This is a genomic window from Pedobacter hiemivivus, assembly GCF_004331685.1.
GTDB classification, from domain to species: domain Bacteria; phylum Bacteroidota; class Bacteroidia; order Sphingobacteriales; family Sphingobacteriaceae; genus Pedobacter; species Pedobacter hiemivivus.
In genome coordinates this window covers 22,749-37,054 of record NZ_SJSM01000032.1, presented here as the reverse complement: position 1 = coordinate 37,054, position 14,306 = coordinate 22,749, and the positions used below count along the sequence as shown (strand labels likewise).

General features: G+C 40.5%; 16 protein-coding genes. 7 read left to right on the top strand and 9 right to left on the bottom strand.

Annotated elements, in window-relative coordinates:
- Positions 1-120: 120 nt before the first annotated feature.
- Positions 121-1,827, top strand: coding sequence for a S1C family serine protease (locus EZ444_RS25205; protein WP_131612599.1), 1,707 nt, complete (start codon positions 121-123; stop codon positions 1,825-1,827).
- Positions 1,828-1,975: 148 nt separating this feature from the next.
- On the opposite strand, the gene EZ444_RS25200 is transcribed toward EZ444_RS25205, so the two are convergent.
- Positions 1,976-2,605 carry a LysE family translocator gene (locus tag EZ444_RS25200; RefSeq protein WP_131612597.1) on the bottom strand — a complete coding sequence of 210 codons (630 nt, stop codon included), beginning with the start codon at positions 2,603-2,605 and terminating at the stop codon, positions 1,976-1,978.
- 163 nt (positions 2,606-2,768) lie between these two features.
- Here EZ444_RS25200 and EZ444_RS25195 point away from each other — a divergent pair, with 163 nt between their 5' ends.
- The 5 genes from EZ444_RS25195 to rhaM all read left to right on the top strand — a co-directional run bounded on the left by EZ444_RS25195 (position 2,769) and on the right by rhaM (position 7,846).
- Entirely contained in the window at positions 2,769-3,200 is a 432-nt protein-coding gene (locus EZ444_RS25195) for a deoxycytidylate deaminase (protein WP_165503723.1), read from the top strand.
- Between the two features lie 47 nt (positions 3,201-3,247).
- Positions 3,248-4,774 (top strand): glutamine-hydrolyzing GMP synthase, encoded by a 1,527-nt coding sequence (guaA, locus tag EZ444_RS25190; RefSeq protein ID WP_131612593.1) that lies wholly within the window; start codon positions 3,248-3,250, stop codon positions 4,772-4,774.
- Positions 4,731-5,957 (top strand): ABC transporter substrate-binding protein, encoded by a 1,227-nt coding sequence (locus EZ444_RS25185; protein ID WP_131612591.1) that lies wholly within the window; start codon positions 4,731-4,733, stop codon positions 5,955-5,957. Before guaA ends, EZ444_RS25185 begins: the two co-directional genes overlap by 44 nt.
- Positions 5,954-7,120: an RsmB/NOP family class I SAM-dependent RNA methyltransferase gene (locus tag EZ444_RS25180; protein WP_131612589.1), complete on the top strand. Its 1,167-nt coding sequence runs from the start codon at positions 5,954-5,956 to the stop codon at positions 7,118-7,120. Before EZ444_RS25185 ends, EZ444_RS25180 begins: the two co-directional genes overlap by 4 nt.
- A 414-nt stretch (positions 7,121-7,534) precedes the next feature.
- The gene (gene rhaM, locus EZ444_RS25175; RefSeq protein WP_131612587.1) at positions 7,535-7,846 is read left to right on the top strand and encodes an L-rhamnose mutarotase; all 312 of its coding nucleotides are present in this window, start codon (positions 7,535-7,537) and stop codon (positions 7,844-7,846) included.
- Positions 7,847-7,862: 16 nt separating this feature from the next.
- Here rhaM and EZ444_RS25170 read toward each other — a convergent pair whose 3' ends face one another.
- The gene (locus EZ444_RS25170) at positions 7,863-8,432 is read right to left on the bottom strand and encodes a MarC family protein (RefSeq protein WP_090785634.1); all 570 of its coding nucleotides are present in this window, start codon (positions 8,430-8,432) and stop codon (positions 7,863-7,865) included.
- A gap of 309 nt (positions 8,433-8,741) precedes the next feature.
- On the opposite strand from EZ444_RS25170, the gene EZ444_RS25165 reads away from it, so the two are divergent.
- Positions 8,742-9,428: a Crp/Fnr family transcriptional regulator gene (locus EZ444_RS25165; protein ID WP_131612585.1), complete on the top strand. Its 687-nt coding sequence runs from the start codon at positions 8,742-8,744 to the stop codon at positions 9,426-9,428.
- A gap of 5 nt (positions 9,429-9,433) precedes the next feature.
- Here the strand turns inward: EZ444_RS25165 and EZ444_RS25160 are convergent, their stop codons facing one another.
- The 7 genes from EZ444_RS25160 to EZ444_RS25130 are packed head-to-tail and all read right to left on the bottom strand — an operon-like array spanning position 9,434 to position 14,306.
- On the bottom strand, positions 9,434-9,844 hold the full coding sequence (locus tag EZ444_RS25160) for a hypothetical protein (RefSeq protein WP_225874843.1): 411 nt from the start codon (positions 9,842-9,844) through the stop codon (positions 9,434-9,436).
- A gap of 9 nt (positions 9,845-9,853) precedes the next feature.
- Positions 9,854-10,417, bottom strand: a complete 564-nt coding sequence (locus EZ444_RS25155; RefSeq protein ID WP_131612583.1) for a molybdenum cofactor guanylyltransferase — start codon at positions 10,415-10,417, stop codon at positions 9,854-9,856.
- The gene (locus EZ444_RS25150) at positions 10,414-10,881 is read right to left on the bottom strand and encodes a molybdenum cofactor biosynthesis protein MoaE (protein ID WP_131612581.1); all 468 of its coding nucleotides are present in this window, start codon (positions 10,879-10,881) and stop codon (positions 10,414-10,416) included. Before EZ444_RS25150 ends, EZ444_RS25155 begins: the two co-directional genes overlap by 4 nt.
- 1 nt (position 10,882) lies before the next feature.
- Positions 10,883-11,116: a MoaD/ThiS family protein gene (locus EZ444_RS25145; RefSeq protein ID WP_131612579.1), complete on the bottom strand. Its 234-nt coding sequence runs from the start codon at positions 11,114-11,116 to the stop codon at positions 10,883-10,885.
- A 3-nt stretch (positions 11,117-11,119) separates the two neighbouring features.
- Positions 11,120-12,082, bottom strand: coding sequence for a GTP 3',8-cyclase MoaA (locus tag EZ444_RS25140; RefSeq protein WP_131612577.1), 963 nt, complete (start codon positions 12,080-12,082; stop codon positions 11,120-11,122).
- The gene (locus EZ444_RS25135) at positions 12,082-12,813 is read right to left on the bottom strand and encodes a sulfite exporter TauE/SafE family protein (RefSeq protein WP_131612575.1); all 732 of its coding nucleotides are present in this window, start codon (positions 12,811-12,813) and stop codon (positions 12,082-12,084) included. The genes EZ444_RS25140 and EZ444_RS25135 overlap by 1 nt, the downstream gene beginning before the upstream one ends.
- Positions 12,814-12,815: 2 nt before the next feature.
- Positions 12,816-14,306, bottom strand: coding sequence for a rubredoxin (locus tag EZ444_RS25130; protein ID WP_225874842.1), 1,491 nt, complete (start codon positions 14,304-14,306; stop codon positions 12,816-12,818).

The following is a 14,306-nucleotide window of genomic DNA, read 5'->3' as shown; positions in this document are numbered from 1 at the left end:
TAGATGACCAGCAACATTTGAACCTGGCTGTAATTAAAATATTACGTAATCTGATTAAACTTCTTGTTCCTGTTTTTGTCATTGGTTTGTGTTTTATCGTAGCATTAAAAAATAATATTGATGAAAAAATTATTATGCTTATTCATTTTCCTACTATGTGCGGCCCCCTTCTTTGCGCATTCCCAGCCCTCAGATGTTAAAAGTTTAGAAACTAGCGTTCAAAAGGTTATTCAGCGTGTCTACAAAGCCAGTGTTTACATCACTCCCTATGACTCAATTAATAAGAAGGCTACAGGCGGTTCTTTTAGTGGAGTGGTGGTCGATACTGCCGGTTATATCCTGTCGGCCGCTCATGCTGTTAAACCCAACAACTTGTATGAGGTTACTTTTCCGGACGGAAGAAAATTCAGGGCAATTGGTCTGGGTAGAATCCCTTCTAATGACGCTGCTGTAATGAAAATCGAAGAAAAAGGAAGCTGGCCATACGCAGAAATGGGATGGTCCTCTTCCCTAAAGAAAGACATGCCATGTATCAGTATCGCATACCCGGGAACTCTGGCAGCTAAAACACCAACGGTAAGACTGGGCTATGTGGCCGAGACAGAGACAAGTGAAGGTTTTATACGTACCACCTGTTTGATGGAACCTGGTGATTCGGGAGGTCCGGTATTTGATATGAAAGGAAGGGTAATCGGGCTGCACAGTAAAATTAATCTTTCGTTGGAGGATAATTTTGAAATCCCCATAGATCTATATAGAAAATACTGGAGCTCATTGATCAGGCCGGCAAGTTATGTCTCACTGCCTGCAGCCGAAAGCTTTGCCGGGGATTTCCATGCTAGTGCACTAAAAGCCGAATCTGTGATTTTGAATCTTGCTGAAACCCTGCAATACACGGAAAGTAGAATGGATAAAAGCGTCACGGTGATAAAAAGTTTTGTGAATGGCTCTGACAGGCAGATACTCGGGACGCTGATAGATTTGAAAGGACTTGTTCCCGAAATGATCTTGAAAGGGAAGAGTTTCTTGCTCAGCAAAAGCTCCATGGTGGGAGATGAACCCTTGGTTGAATTGAAACAAGGAGTAACAAGGATTGCCCAGGTATTAAAGCGGGATGAGGATAACGACCTGGTTTTACTTCAGGTTCAGGGGAAGATTAATGGCGGTATCGCACTAAAAACTGTAACCTCCGATTCAGTAACCTTTGGGAAGGTAGGTAAGTTTTTAGTTTCTCCACAACCTATCGGTAACGGGGTGGTAGGTGTATTGGGGAATACACAATTTGCTATAGCGAAAGGACCTACAGCGGCATATATGGGGGTGAATACGAGTTTAAAAGATGGGCGGGTCGTGATATCGATGGTTCAGCCGCGTAGCCCCGCAAGTGTAGCAGAGCTGGAGGTAGGAGATGAGCTGAATAGTTTTAATGGAAAGCCGGTTTCAAAAATGGAAGATCTAAGTCTGGAAATTTCGAAACACAGACCTGACGATACGCTCAGTCTTCAATTGGTCAGATCCGGCGTCCCCTACAACAAACAAATTGTACTCAAACCAAGGAGACTAAACGAAAGACATATTGCTTACCGTTTTACGGACGGACGCAGCGAAAGGAGGGATGGATTTAAGTCCGTACTGGTTCATGATGGTAAGTTAAAGCCCGCTGAATGCGGTGGCCCCTTATATGATATCGATGGGAATTTCTATGGAATAAACATCGCTCGCGTAAGCCGTACAAGCAGTCTGGCCATTCCGGCAGCAACACTAAGTAAATTTGTAAAGGATTCCGGATTAGCCGGAAATCTACAAACTCCTATATCTGATATTTAAACAAAAAGCTATTTTAGGCAGGCAGGTCGGCCCCTTATTAACACCCAGTCTGCATCATGCTTTGAAACAAAATATGCCTTCTGTGAACAGGCCTAGGAATATTTGATGCCCTTCTGCATCAATTGTTCCAGACTGTGAATAGAATGGCTTATTTTGAATAATACTTAATTATCACCTCATAAAACAGTCTAATTGCAAATATCAGTATAACAGCTCCTGCAATTCTGTTTAGGTTTTGGATGGTCTTCTCTTTGATTCTATACCTGAGCTTAGCGGCATAATAGGTTTTTAAGCAATCTACAGACAACTGTGTGGTCATGGCTATAATAAAGAACACGACTTTCTCTGCCATTTCGTAATGAAGCTGTACAGATACAATACCACCTACCATAATCCAAAACATCAAAGTAGAAGGAGATAAAAGACACATTAAAAAACCTTTTAAAATGTAGCCACTTCTATTGATTTTTATGGTTTCTTCTATATTGTAGCTAACTTTTACCTTATGTAAGAGGTAATATAGGCCAATGCCGAATAAAAATAAACCACCAACGATGCCGATATATTTATTGAATGTAGAATTATAGTCAACGAACTGTGAGCTGAAAATAGTTAAACTAATAAAAATAATGTCACTTATGATTACCCCGATCGCCAGCGAAAAACCGGCCTTGAATCCTTTTTCAATACTGGTTTTGATCATTGAAAAGAATACGGGCCCTGTTAAAAAAGAAAATAAAATACCCGCACCTATCCCTTGTAATATTGCTTCAAACATTCAGCTAACGTATATATTGTGCTAATATGCAATTTTAAACATAAATTAGCTTCAAAAAAACTATCCTTCATTATAATTATAAAATAAACGTCTTTGCCACTTTTTAAGTATCAAGGGAGAAATCAGTAGAATGACAGTAAAACCAAGTTTCAATAATATTTTCATGAATTTAGCTACCGATCTTGCATTTCGTTCGCATTGCGTACGGGCACAAGTAGGAGCAGTGTTGACAAAAGATACCCGTATTATTTCCATAGGATATAATGGTCCGCCTGCAGGTACACACAATTGCGATGTAGAATGGCCGGAAACTGGTTGTGCCAAAGATTCACGTGGAAGTTGCTCATTGGCCTTGCACGCCGAAGAGAATGCCATCTTATACGGGATAAAAAACGGTTCTAAAATAGAAGGAGCAACCTTGTATACTACGTTATCACCCTGTATAGCCTGCGCGCGTTTAATCCTCTCGTCCGGCATTAAGAAGGTTTATTACAGAGATTCTTACGCAGCATACAAAGGATTAGCTAGTGATGAAGGCGTAGATTTCCTAAAAAGGTTCGGTGTAGAAGTCCTGAAGTACGAAAATCAAGGTTAATTGATATTCCTGCTTGTAGCGCGGCATAAGTTTTCTTAACTTTGGCCATGCTAGAAAAAATCATAATTCTCGATTTTGGATCCCAATATACACAGTTAATTGCACGCAGGGTACGCGAGTTAAACGTTTATTGCGAAATTCATCCATTTAATAACATTCCTGAAATAACGTCAAATGTAAAAGGTATCATCCTTTCAGGCAGCCCATATTCGGTTCGTCAGGAAGATGCTCCTCAGGTAGATCTTAAAAAGTTTGATAATTACCCAGTGCTTGCTGTTTGTTACGGCGCCCAGTACATTGCTCAGCAAACAGGTGGCGAAGTACAAGCTTCATCAACGCGTGAGTATGGCAGAGCCAATCTGAATTATGTTGCCGAAAGCAATAAGTTATTTAAAAATATTGCCCTTGATTCGCAAGTATGGATGTCACACGGTGATACCATTACTAAAATACCAGAAAGCTTTGAGTTGATCGCAAGTACCGATAGTGTAAAAGTTGCGGCTTATCAAGTTAAAGGTACTGCTACCTATGCCATACAGTTTCACCCGGAAGTTACCCACAGTACCGATGGAAAACAGTTATTGGAGAACTTTTTGGTAGACATCTGTGGATGTAAGCAAGAATGGACGCCAGATGCATTTGTTGAAACTACTATTGCTGCATTGCAACAGCAATTGGGTGATGACAAAGTTGTACTTGCCCTTTCAGGTGGTGTAGATTCAAGTGTAGCCGCTATATTATTACATAAGGCCATAGGCAAAAACTTACATTGTATTTTTGTTGACAATGGTTTGTTACGTAAAGATGAGTACGCTGCTGTATTAGAGCAATACAAACATTTAGGATTAAACATTAAAGGTGTTGATGCTAAAGATCGTTTCTTAAGTCAGCTTGCCGGTCTTTCAGACCCAGAATTGAAACGTAAAGCGATCGGACGTGTGTTTATCGAAGTTTTTGATGATGAAGCACACCAGGTACAGGATGTGAAATGGTTGGCTCAAGGTACAATCTATCCAGACATCATCGAGTCGGTTTCTGTAAAAGGCCCTTCTGCAACCATTAAATCACACCATAATGTTGGTGGTTTACCTGATTTCATGAAATTGAAAGTAGTTGAGCCATTAAATACCTTATTTAAAGATGAAGTAAGAAGAGTCGGAAGATCATTAGGATTGGAGCACTTTATTATTGGACGTCACCCTTTCCCTGGACCAGGTTTGGCCATCAGGATTCTTGGTGAAGTAACTGCTGAGAAGGTATCGATCCTCCAGGAAGCTGATGCCATCTATATCAATAATTTAAAAGAAGCTGGTTTATACGACAAAGTATGGCAGGCAGGAGCGATATTCCTACCAGTTCAATCGGTAGGTGTAATGGGGGATGAGCGTACTTACGAGAATGCAATTGCCTTACGTGCTGTTGAATCTGTTGATGGTATGACTGCCGATTGGTGTCATTTGCCATATAACGTACTCGCAAAAATTTCTAATGAAATAATTAACAAAGTAAAAGGAATTAACCGCGTTGTATATGATATTAGTTCAAAACCCCCTGCTACAATTGAGTGGGAATAAGTATTGGATCATCGTATTATCGGCACTTTTTCTATCAGCCTGTTCGCCAAAAATAAGGCCTGAAACCAAAAAGCCCGAGACGCCGAAGAAAGTCGAGAAAATAGAAAAGCCTGCTTTGAAAGTAAAGCAGGCTACTATTTCCTTGCTTGTTCCCTTTCGGCTAGATGAAATCAAACTGAAGAGTGCCACTAAAGCCGATGTAGAAAAGGCAGCCATAGCTATCGATTTCTACCAGGGATTTAAGTTAGGCGTAGACTCTGCAGCGGCAACTGGACAGAATTTTAAACTTAAGGTTTACGATACACAGGATAACAATGCCCAAATTGGCGATTTAATCAGCAATGGCAGTTTATTGGGTAGCAATATAATTGTTGGCCCTGTTTATCCTGATGGATTAAAATACATTACCAATTATTCCATATCACGAGAGATACCAGTTGTAAATCCACTTGCGGCTTCACAGCCTGCCGAATTTGGCAACCCTAATCTTATCTCTATTGTAAATAACATCGATCTTCATGCTGAAAAGATTGGTAATTACATCAGTAAAAATTACAATCCTACCAATACAATTGTCGTATTGATCAACCCTAAGACGGCCAGTGATGAGATATTTGCGAAGCCTTTAAGAGCTTATTTTGCAAATAGTAAAAAGGTATTCGCCTTTCAGGAGTATGGTTCTGTTTTTACGATGGAAACTAAGGTTGTAAAAGGAAAACAATATGTAATTCTAGTCAGCTCATCCGACAAAAAGTTTGTAGTACCTACACTGGATAAGTTGATGAAGATTAAAAAAACGGGATTGAATATCTCGCTCTTCGGCCATCCTGAATGGGTTAAACAAAATTACAATACAGAAGAACTTCAGGCTTTTAATACCATTGTTTCTTCTTCCTATAAGGTAGATTATACCAGGGCGGAGGTAAACACTTTCATAAAAAAATATAGAGCACAATTCAATTTTGAGCCTGGAGAATATGCCTTCAAGGGATTTGATACGGGCTTCTATTTTGGAAGACTGCTTGCTAAGTATGGTGATGATTATATCAAATACCTGACTAAAGAAAACTATAAGGGGCTTCACAATTCCTTTCATTTTGTACACGATAATACCTCCGGATACATCAATACCAGCTTGATGCTATTGCGTTATAAGAACTTTGCTTTAAATATTATTGAATGAGAGTAGAACACCAGCTAAGGGCATTTGAACAGATCTTTAAAAGTTATGATGGTGCATTGCCATTACATCGTTTTTTGTTTACTTATTTTAAAAGAAATAAGCAAATGGGATCCTCAGATCGGCGCTGGGCTTCTCGCTATATCTACAGTTTCTTTAGATTGGGCAAAGCATTAATTAAAGAAGAAAGGGCGTTGCGCCTGGCTATTGCAGATTTTCTGTGTAACTCAACCAGCAGTTTGGTGATTGAGTCCTTGTTGCCCGAATTGAAGCAACACGTTGAACTCTCTGTATCCGAAAAACTGGAGCTAATCAAATCAAATTATCCGGCATTTGAGCTAACCGATGTCTTTAGTTTCCATGAAGAACTTTCCGAATCTATTGATAAACCTGCTTTCTTAAACTCTTTTTTTACGCAACCTGACCTGTTTATCAGGGTGACCGGCGGACATTTGAAAACAATAGCTGAAGTACTGAACAAGGACGGTATCGTTGCGGAGCAGATTGGGGACAATACCCTTGCCGTTGCCAATGGTACTAAACTAGATCAGATTTTAACCGGGCAGCAACACTACCAGGTACAGGATCTTTCCTCGCAGCAAACAGGTAGTTTTTTCCAGCCACAAACCTGGGATAAATGGTGGGATTGCTGCGCAGCTTCAGGTGGTAAATCATTGTTGCTACATGATCTGGAACCTAAAATAGAGTTGTTGGTGAGTGATGTTCGGGAAAATAGCTTAAACAATCTGGATGAACGCTTTAGAGAAGCTGGATTAAAGAAATACCAGAAAAAAGTGTTGGATCTGCTTCAAAATAATGCTCAGGATTTGCACGATTACGAATTTGATGGGATTATATTGGATGCACCCTGCTCAGGATCCGGAACTTGGGGAAGAACACCTGAAATGTTGTACTATTTTGAGCAGCATAAGATCAGCTATTTCTCGAAGTTGCAGCAAAGTATTGCCTCAAATGTGGTCAAATACCTGAAAGAAGGGAAGCCCTTAATTTACATTACCTGTTCTGTGTTTAAACAGGAGAACGAAGATGTGATTGCTTATTTATTGGAAAATCTACCTTTAAAGCTCGAAAAAATGGAACTGATCAAAGGTTATACACATAAAGCCGATACCATGTTTGTGGCCAGATTAATTAAGACGAATTAGGTTTTCCTTTTCTTTTTGTTTATATTGGATTAGGATTTAAAATTGAAATCACATCCTTTTAGCTGCATGCTGTGGCCGAAATTAAAATCAAATGAATTTTTTTGGATTGTTAGCGAAGCGGTATCGTCCCTGTATTGTGCCGGTTAACAAAGTCGCTCCTGAGACGGACTACGTTCGGACCTGGTTCGGACCTCGTTCGAGAAAATTGCTCTGAAAGTAATCCACAACCCATAACCAAGTGAACCCATAGTAAACAGTGCTATCCGGTTCGATAAAGATTTGCGAAAAATCTGAAATCACTGTTTTTAACTGCCTTGATTGCAGGCGCTAATGGCTGAAGCAGGATGGGACAGGTTGCTGATAATTTTATATCTGTGTATGTTAGGCATAAAAAGTAGATAAGTTAGGGAAGATATGTCAAAGATTGCATTTAAAATGAAGCTGAAGCCAGGAGCCAAATCAGAATATCAAAAACGGCATAATGAGATTTGGCCAGAACTCGCATCATTGCTTAAACAGAATGGGGTGAGTGATTATTCCATTTTTTTGGACGAAGAAACTAACACCCTTTTTGCAGTGCAGCAACAGGAAGGTGCCTCATCTCAGGATCTGGGAACTACAGCGCTTGTCCAAAAGTGGTGGGCCCATATGGCTGATATTATGGAAACCAATTCAGACAATTCACCGGTTAGTGTAAAGTTGGAGCAAGTGTTTCACCTCGATTAAGAAGAGGCGCGATTCGCTATAACCCTGTATTATTTCTAAACAGCTTAATGGCGATGGCTAACAGGATAATTCCAAAGGCTTTTCTTAGTACATTTAGTCCTGATTTTCCGAATAGCTTTTCTAAACGTTCGGTGTTCTTTAACACAAAGTAAACAAACATCATATTGATCAGAATGCCGACAATAATGTTTTGAGTAGCATATTCTGTTTTTAAAGATAGGAGGGTCGTCATGGTTCCTGCACCCGCAATCAATGGAAATGCCAATGGCACGATAGATACCGTTTCCGGGGCATCGCCTTCTTTAAATATGGTTAAGCCTAATATCATCTCCATTGCGATGAAAAAGATCACCATAGAGCCTGCAATGGCAAAAGAAGCTACATCTAAACCAATTACCTTTAGTAGGGATTCTCCGGCAAACAAAAAGATTACCATCAAAACGGTAGCCACTATGGTTGCTTTTTCCGACTGGATATGCCCTGCCTTTTTTCTAAGTTCTATTACAATAGGAATAGCCCCCAGGATATCAATGATGGCGAATAATACCATCGAGGTGGAAAGGATTTGACTGTAATTAAACTCCATAGCAGTAGATTTATGCTGCAAAGTAACGGAAAAAAATAATCGTTCTCTTCATAGCTGGAATCTTTTGCCTTGAAGAAAGGCAAACTGCGAAGCACTCTTGAAGACCAAGATCAATAGACACTACTGAAAAAAGTTCCGAGGCTCTTCATAGAAGATGGTTTTTTTGTTAAGCAGGGTGGCTGGTGGTGAAGGTTATTAAAGATGTGGTTTTTTTACCACCTCTTTAAGCTAAATAAAAAAGAAGATATAGAATTGCTAGTCAAAAACTTTTAGGATATTAGAAACCGCAACTTAAAAGCTGCGGAAAATATGAAGAAAGGTAAATGCTGTGATCTTGAAAGCTGTTTAATGTGCAGTTTGGTGCTTAAAGAATGGAAACTGGCAATTGATAGCCATCGCAAAAACTTTATTGCAAAAAAAGGTGAGCAGATCTTTAAAGAGGGCGATCCTGTTGCAGGTGTATATTTCGTGTATAAGGGGAATGTTAAAGTGCATAAACATTGGGGAGATAAAGAATTGATTGTGCGTTTTGCTAATCCAGGTAAAATATTCGGCCATAGAGGTTTAGGTACGCACAGCTCAGCTTATCCCATTTCGGCCACTGCACTTGAAGAAACTTCGCTTTGCTTTATAGACCTCGAATTTTTTATGGCCACCTTAAAGGTAAATCATGATTTTGCTTTTAACCTGATGTTGTTTTATGCCGATGAACTACAGGAGTCCGAGAAAAAGATGCGGAATCTGGCACTCATGTCCGTGAAAAGCAGACTTGCAGTTGCTTTGTTACAACTAAAAGAACAGTTTGGACTGAATGAAACAGGTGGATTAAATATAGAACTCAGCAAACAAGATCTGGCCGCATTTACAGGAGCCGCATATGAAACTGTATTCCGGATGACGACCGAGCTGGTTAATGAAAATCTGATCTCCTTATCAGGTAAGCAAATCAATATCATAGATGAAGAGAAATTAAGATTCCTTACGCAGGAATCTTAATTTAATTAAAACTTGTACCCGATACCTATGCCCGGATTCCATTTGCCATCTTTAGTGCTTGTTTTGGCATTGTAATACACTGGAACCTGAATGGCTAAGTGCTTGTAGGTAGCAGTAATACCTGCACCCAGGTTAGGCGTGATCACGGAGTTTTGTGTTGCACCTGTCGCTACCTTGTCCTTCTTAATCCGTAAGCTAGGTAATAACCCTACCAATATGGCCAGCGGTTTTTTGGAGAATTTGATGGCAGGCCCAGCACAGTTGATGTAGGCACCTTGGTCTACATAGCCTGCGACAATTACACCCTCAAAAAAGGTAGCCTTGGTTTGGATAACATTGGTTTGCGATTTGGCTGTTAGGGCCAAAATTGAAAGGCCTGCGAAGAGATAAACGGTTTTTTTGTAGTGGTTTGTCATATGAGTGGTTTAAAGGGTTGCGGTATTGTGGTTGTTGAAATTTTTAATATTTCTTATGGTAAGCGTTTTGTAGCGCGCCTGTTTAATGAGTTTATGTAACGAAAAGTTGGACAAACTTCCGTTTTCGAGCTCATAGTGGATTTTTTTTAACTGCGATGAAGTATAAACGGCACATAAAGGTTCCATAAAATCTTCCCTGCAGTATACATAATAATCAAACCCTGGAAATGTGGTAATACTGTCTCGTAAGAATCTTAATGAGCTGATATCCATGTCGATCATGTCGCAGGCTAATAACAATAAGTCATCATCAGGATGTTTGAGGTGTGCGCTCAATAAGCCAGTTAAAGGACCTTTCGCGGTTACCTGATCGATGACGAATAGCTCAGAAGGAAATAATCCATGATAGGTTGCTACCTGCGTTTCATTGATAGAAATCAGAACAGGGATATATAAGCGTTCAAGCTTACGAGCTGCAAGTTGAGCCCAGGTACAGGGACCAATGGTAAGCAATCCCTTATCGCTACCCATTCGTTTACTCTCTCCACCGCATAATACTATACCTTTCATCATATAGATTCAAATTCATAAATGTGCTTGTTTACATCTCCGGTCTCTTTATCGCAATTGCAGTTGCCACCCCATTCTTTGCTACCATCTGCAAAATGTTCGCATTTCCAGATCGGAACTTCATGCTTAATCCTGTCAATGATATAGCGGTTGCTCGCATAAGCCTCGCCGCGGTGTACGGACGCTGTAATCACCACCACAGCAGATTCTGTAACTTTTACTTTTCCTATTCTGTGTTGCGCATACGCAATGCTCAGACTCCAACGGTTTCTGGCGGCCAGCAAAATTTCGGCAATCATTTTAGCGGCCAAGCTGGCATGCGCTTCATATTCCAGATAGCTTACTGATTTACCTACATTATGATTTCTAACTTCCCCGCTAAACAAGACTATTGCTCCGGCAGATGGACAGTGCGATTTCTGAAGAAGGGCAACCAGATCTATTTCTTTTTTAGTAATGAAATCCATATTAACCTCCGCTGCTAGGTGGAATGATTACGACATGCTCATTTCCAGTTAGGGTATATTCGTCTGTTACAAATTCGTCCTGCACCGCAAAACGACAGCGATTTAATACTGGTGTCGCATTTGGGTTCAGTAAACTTAGATGTGTCCTTAAATCTGCTATGGTATGAAGCGCTACTTTAAGCTCAAATTCCTTTTTAAAAAAGTCCTTTAATATGGCAAATACCTGTATTCTCATTTTTTATCCTCCTATATGAAGCATGCTCAGTTTGCTTCCTGTAAATTTTGTTGATTGTTTTTGTGCCAGCGCTTCTCTTAAACGGTTATCCAGTTCAGCGCTTTCTAAATTCTCGTTTATTGGTACGGGGTAGTTGCTACTGAGACAGCCATAAACGTTTCCATATACATCTAATCGCAAGCGATCGCAATCCGTACAAAAAGGTTGACTTTCATTAGCAATGATGCCAAAAATATTCCCCTCTTCCGTTTGCCAGTAATTGGCTGTTGCTCCATGTTTTCTTTGGATTGGGCTAAATCGGTACTGTGTGCTGATGAGCTGAAGAATTTCCTGCTGTGAGAAAAAGTATTCATCAGCTTTTCCATGCAAATGTCCCATTGCCATGATCTCCAAAAACCGGATGATGATTTGTTTGTCTGCTGCATATTTTAGCAAGGGGATAACCTGACTGTGGTTCATCCCTTTCATCAGGACCGAATTTATTTTTACCGCTATACCGGCATTCAGCGCCGCATCTATGCCTTTTAGTGTTTGGTCCAGTCCATGCCTTCTTGCCATCATAAAAAATGTCAAAGGATCAGTTGCATCCAGCGAAACATTGATGGCTGTCAATCCTGCGGCTTTTAACGCAGGGACCTGTTTTTGTAGTAACAGGCCGTTGGTGGTGAGGTTAAGATCCGTAATGCCTAAACTTCGGGCCCCATTAATTAGTGCAGGAAGTTCTTTATAGAGCAGTGGTTCACCGCCTGTAAAACGAATGGTGCTAAAGTCCAGACGCTCATGTAATTTAACAATAAGGCTCATCAATTCTTTTGGCTTTAGAGCATTGCCTTTACCCGCCGAACGATTTTCTCGACTCTCCTCATTGCTGTAACTACAATAGGTGCAAGCCAGGTTGCAAGTGTTGATCAGGCTAATCCTTAGCGTCTTAAAAGTCCTTCCTAAATGATCTTTAATCGATTCCATCACATAAAAAATAAGAGTTTAACAGATGCTATAGTTAGTACAGCGCTCAAGAGGTAACGTACCGTAATGTGCTGAAATCTGCTGCTGCCCCAATAGGCACCGGTAATGCCGCCAGCAGCAGCCATAATAAACCAGGTAATTGCAGAAGGGGTTATGATGAGCGTGGCAGCGCTGCCAAGTAAGCCGCTTAGAGAGTTTAAAACAATAAATAGGGCAGAAGCGGCTGCCGCTTCTTTTACATTTGCCCAGCCCAAGAGAATGAGTACTGGGCTTAAAAATATGCCACCACCAATGTTCAGCATTCCAGAAAGTCCGCCGATCAGTGTGCCAATCAATAAGGCTGGTATAAGTTTTACAGGTTTAGCTGCTTTATCTTCATTGGGTTTGATGCCCAGTAATTTAATGATGGGTAGTATCAATGCTAATCCTAACAATAAATGATAGATATTGCCCTCCAGGGAGTATTTTGAACCAATAAATGCTGCGGGGATAGAGGTGATCAGAAATACCCTGCATAATTTCCATCTAAAATAGCCTGCTTCCCAGAATTGATAAAATCCTACTCCTGCAACCAGGATATTTAAGATCAATATGAGTGGTTTATAGGTGGTAACCGGAATGGCAAACAGAGAAAGTACAGCTATATAGCCACTTGCTCCGCCATGGCCTACCGAAGCATAAAGGAAACCTACCAGGTATAAAGAAAATGCGATGTAAATGTCTAGTTCCATTTTTAAAATGTGTTTAAAGTTTCTTTAATAATTGGTGTAAACTGAGAAAGATTGGATTCGCATAGCGGGCAACAATAGTCCTCAGGAAGCGCAGAAAATGGAGTCCCTGCAGGTATTTCCTGACTTTCATCTCCCCAGGCCTCATCATAAATGCTCAGGCAACACCCGCATTGGTGTACGTAAATTATTTCCGCTTCAATACTGTTGTTGGTTTCGTAGTAGTTGTCCGTTTGTTTACCAGCAGCCAAGGTTTGCAACTGGTAATAATCTTCGCAAAGTTGTACCAGGCTAGGGAATAAATCGGTTCTGCTGAGACCTTCGGCGTAGCTGGAATAGTGTTTTGAATTGGGATTGAAGTCAACAGTATGGAGTAGGTCAAACAATGCCGTTGTATCTGAGTCAGCCGTGGTCGCTTGTTTTCTGATAATTACGGCGCCAAAGAGGCCGCTTTTTGGATTGATTTTAATTGCAAAACAGAGTTTAAAGGTTCTTAGGTCATGCTCGTTAAATTCCCTGATCAATTCGTGTTTTAATGCCAATCCTTCTTCACACAGATCTTCCGTTTGCCAGTTCAGTTCATTGGACGCATGACGAACATTGATCCTGTTTTTATCCAGTGTGGCATTCCATAATTTCCTGTCAGTAGGCACTACCTCTTTGATGATGATGGATTTCCAAGGTGTAGTGTAAAGCTGACCTATGCGCGTTTTACGGCAGATGTCGCAAAGTTCTTTTAAAAAGGCAACCGGGAATAACTCGTTTCTACGGTAAATACCCAGCCAATATTTTTCATTATATCTATTAAAACCTTCGTAATAAGGTACCTGAAAGTCAGGCGCTCTAAGTGCGGTTCCTGGGGACTGAAATAGAAAATTACCAGTGGTTCTGATGGTGGTTTCCAATTGTTGTCCGTCAATCTCCGCTTGATCGTAATGTAGATGTCTATGACTAAGTATGATGGATTCAATTATTTCGCACAGTGAAGCGACGTCTTCAGAGCAAACCAATGACGACCAATAGTAAATGGTGTTGGTTTTAGGAAAGCGGACATACAAATGCCAGTAATTACCAATGTCGGATGAAATGAAATTTAAGTTTCCACTAAAAAAAGGAACAAGCGTCTGACTGTCGTCGATCAGGTTTATTTTGAGTCTAGGTGTATAGCCAAATGAATCTAATATGTCCTTGTACACGCCTTCCCGTAACCAGTTTGAATTGTTAAATAACTCCTCTGCTACATACGAACTCACAATATTTGGATGTCGGTCAGCGTCTGTTTCAAAGTCGGTATCCGACATCAAAAAGCCATGTTCAATATCCTCTAGCTGGGCTGAACTTGCAGAAAAATAAAGCTGTTGCCTGGTGCCAAACCTTACATTTTCAATGCCTGCACTTTCAAGTGTTTCCAGGATCACCGAAAGGTCTCCAACAGACACGATCCCTCCCGGAAGGTTTACTTTGATCTGATGGTTTCTTATCGTGCTACTTTCCAT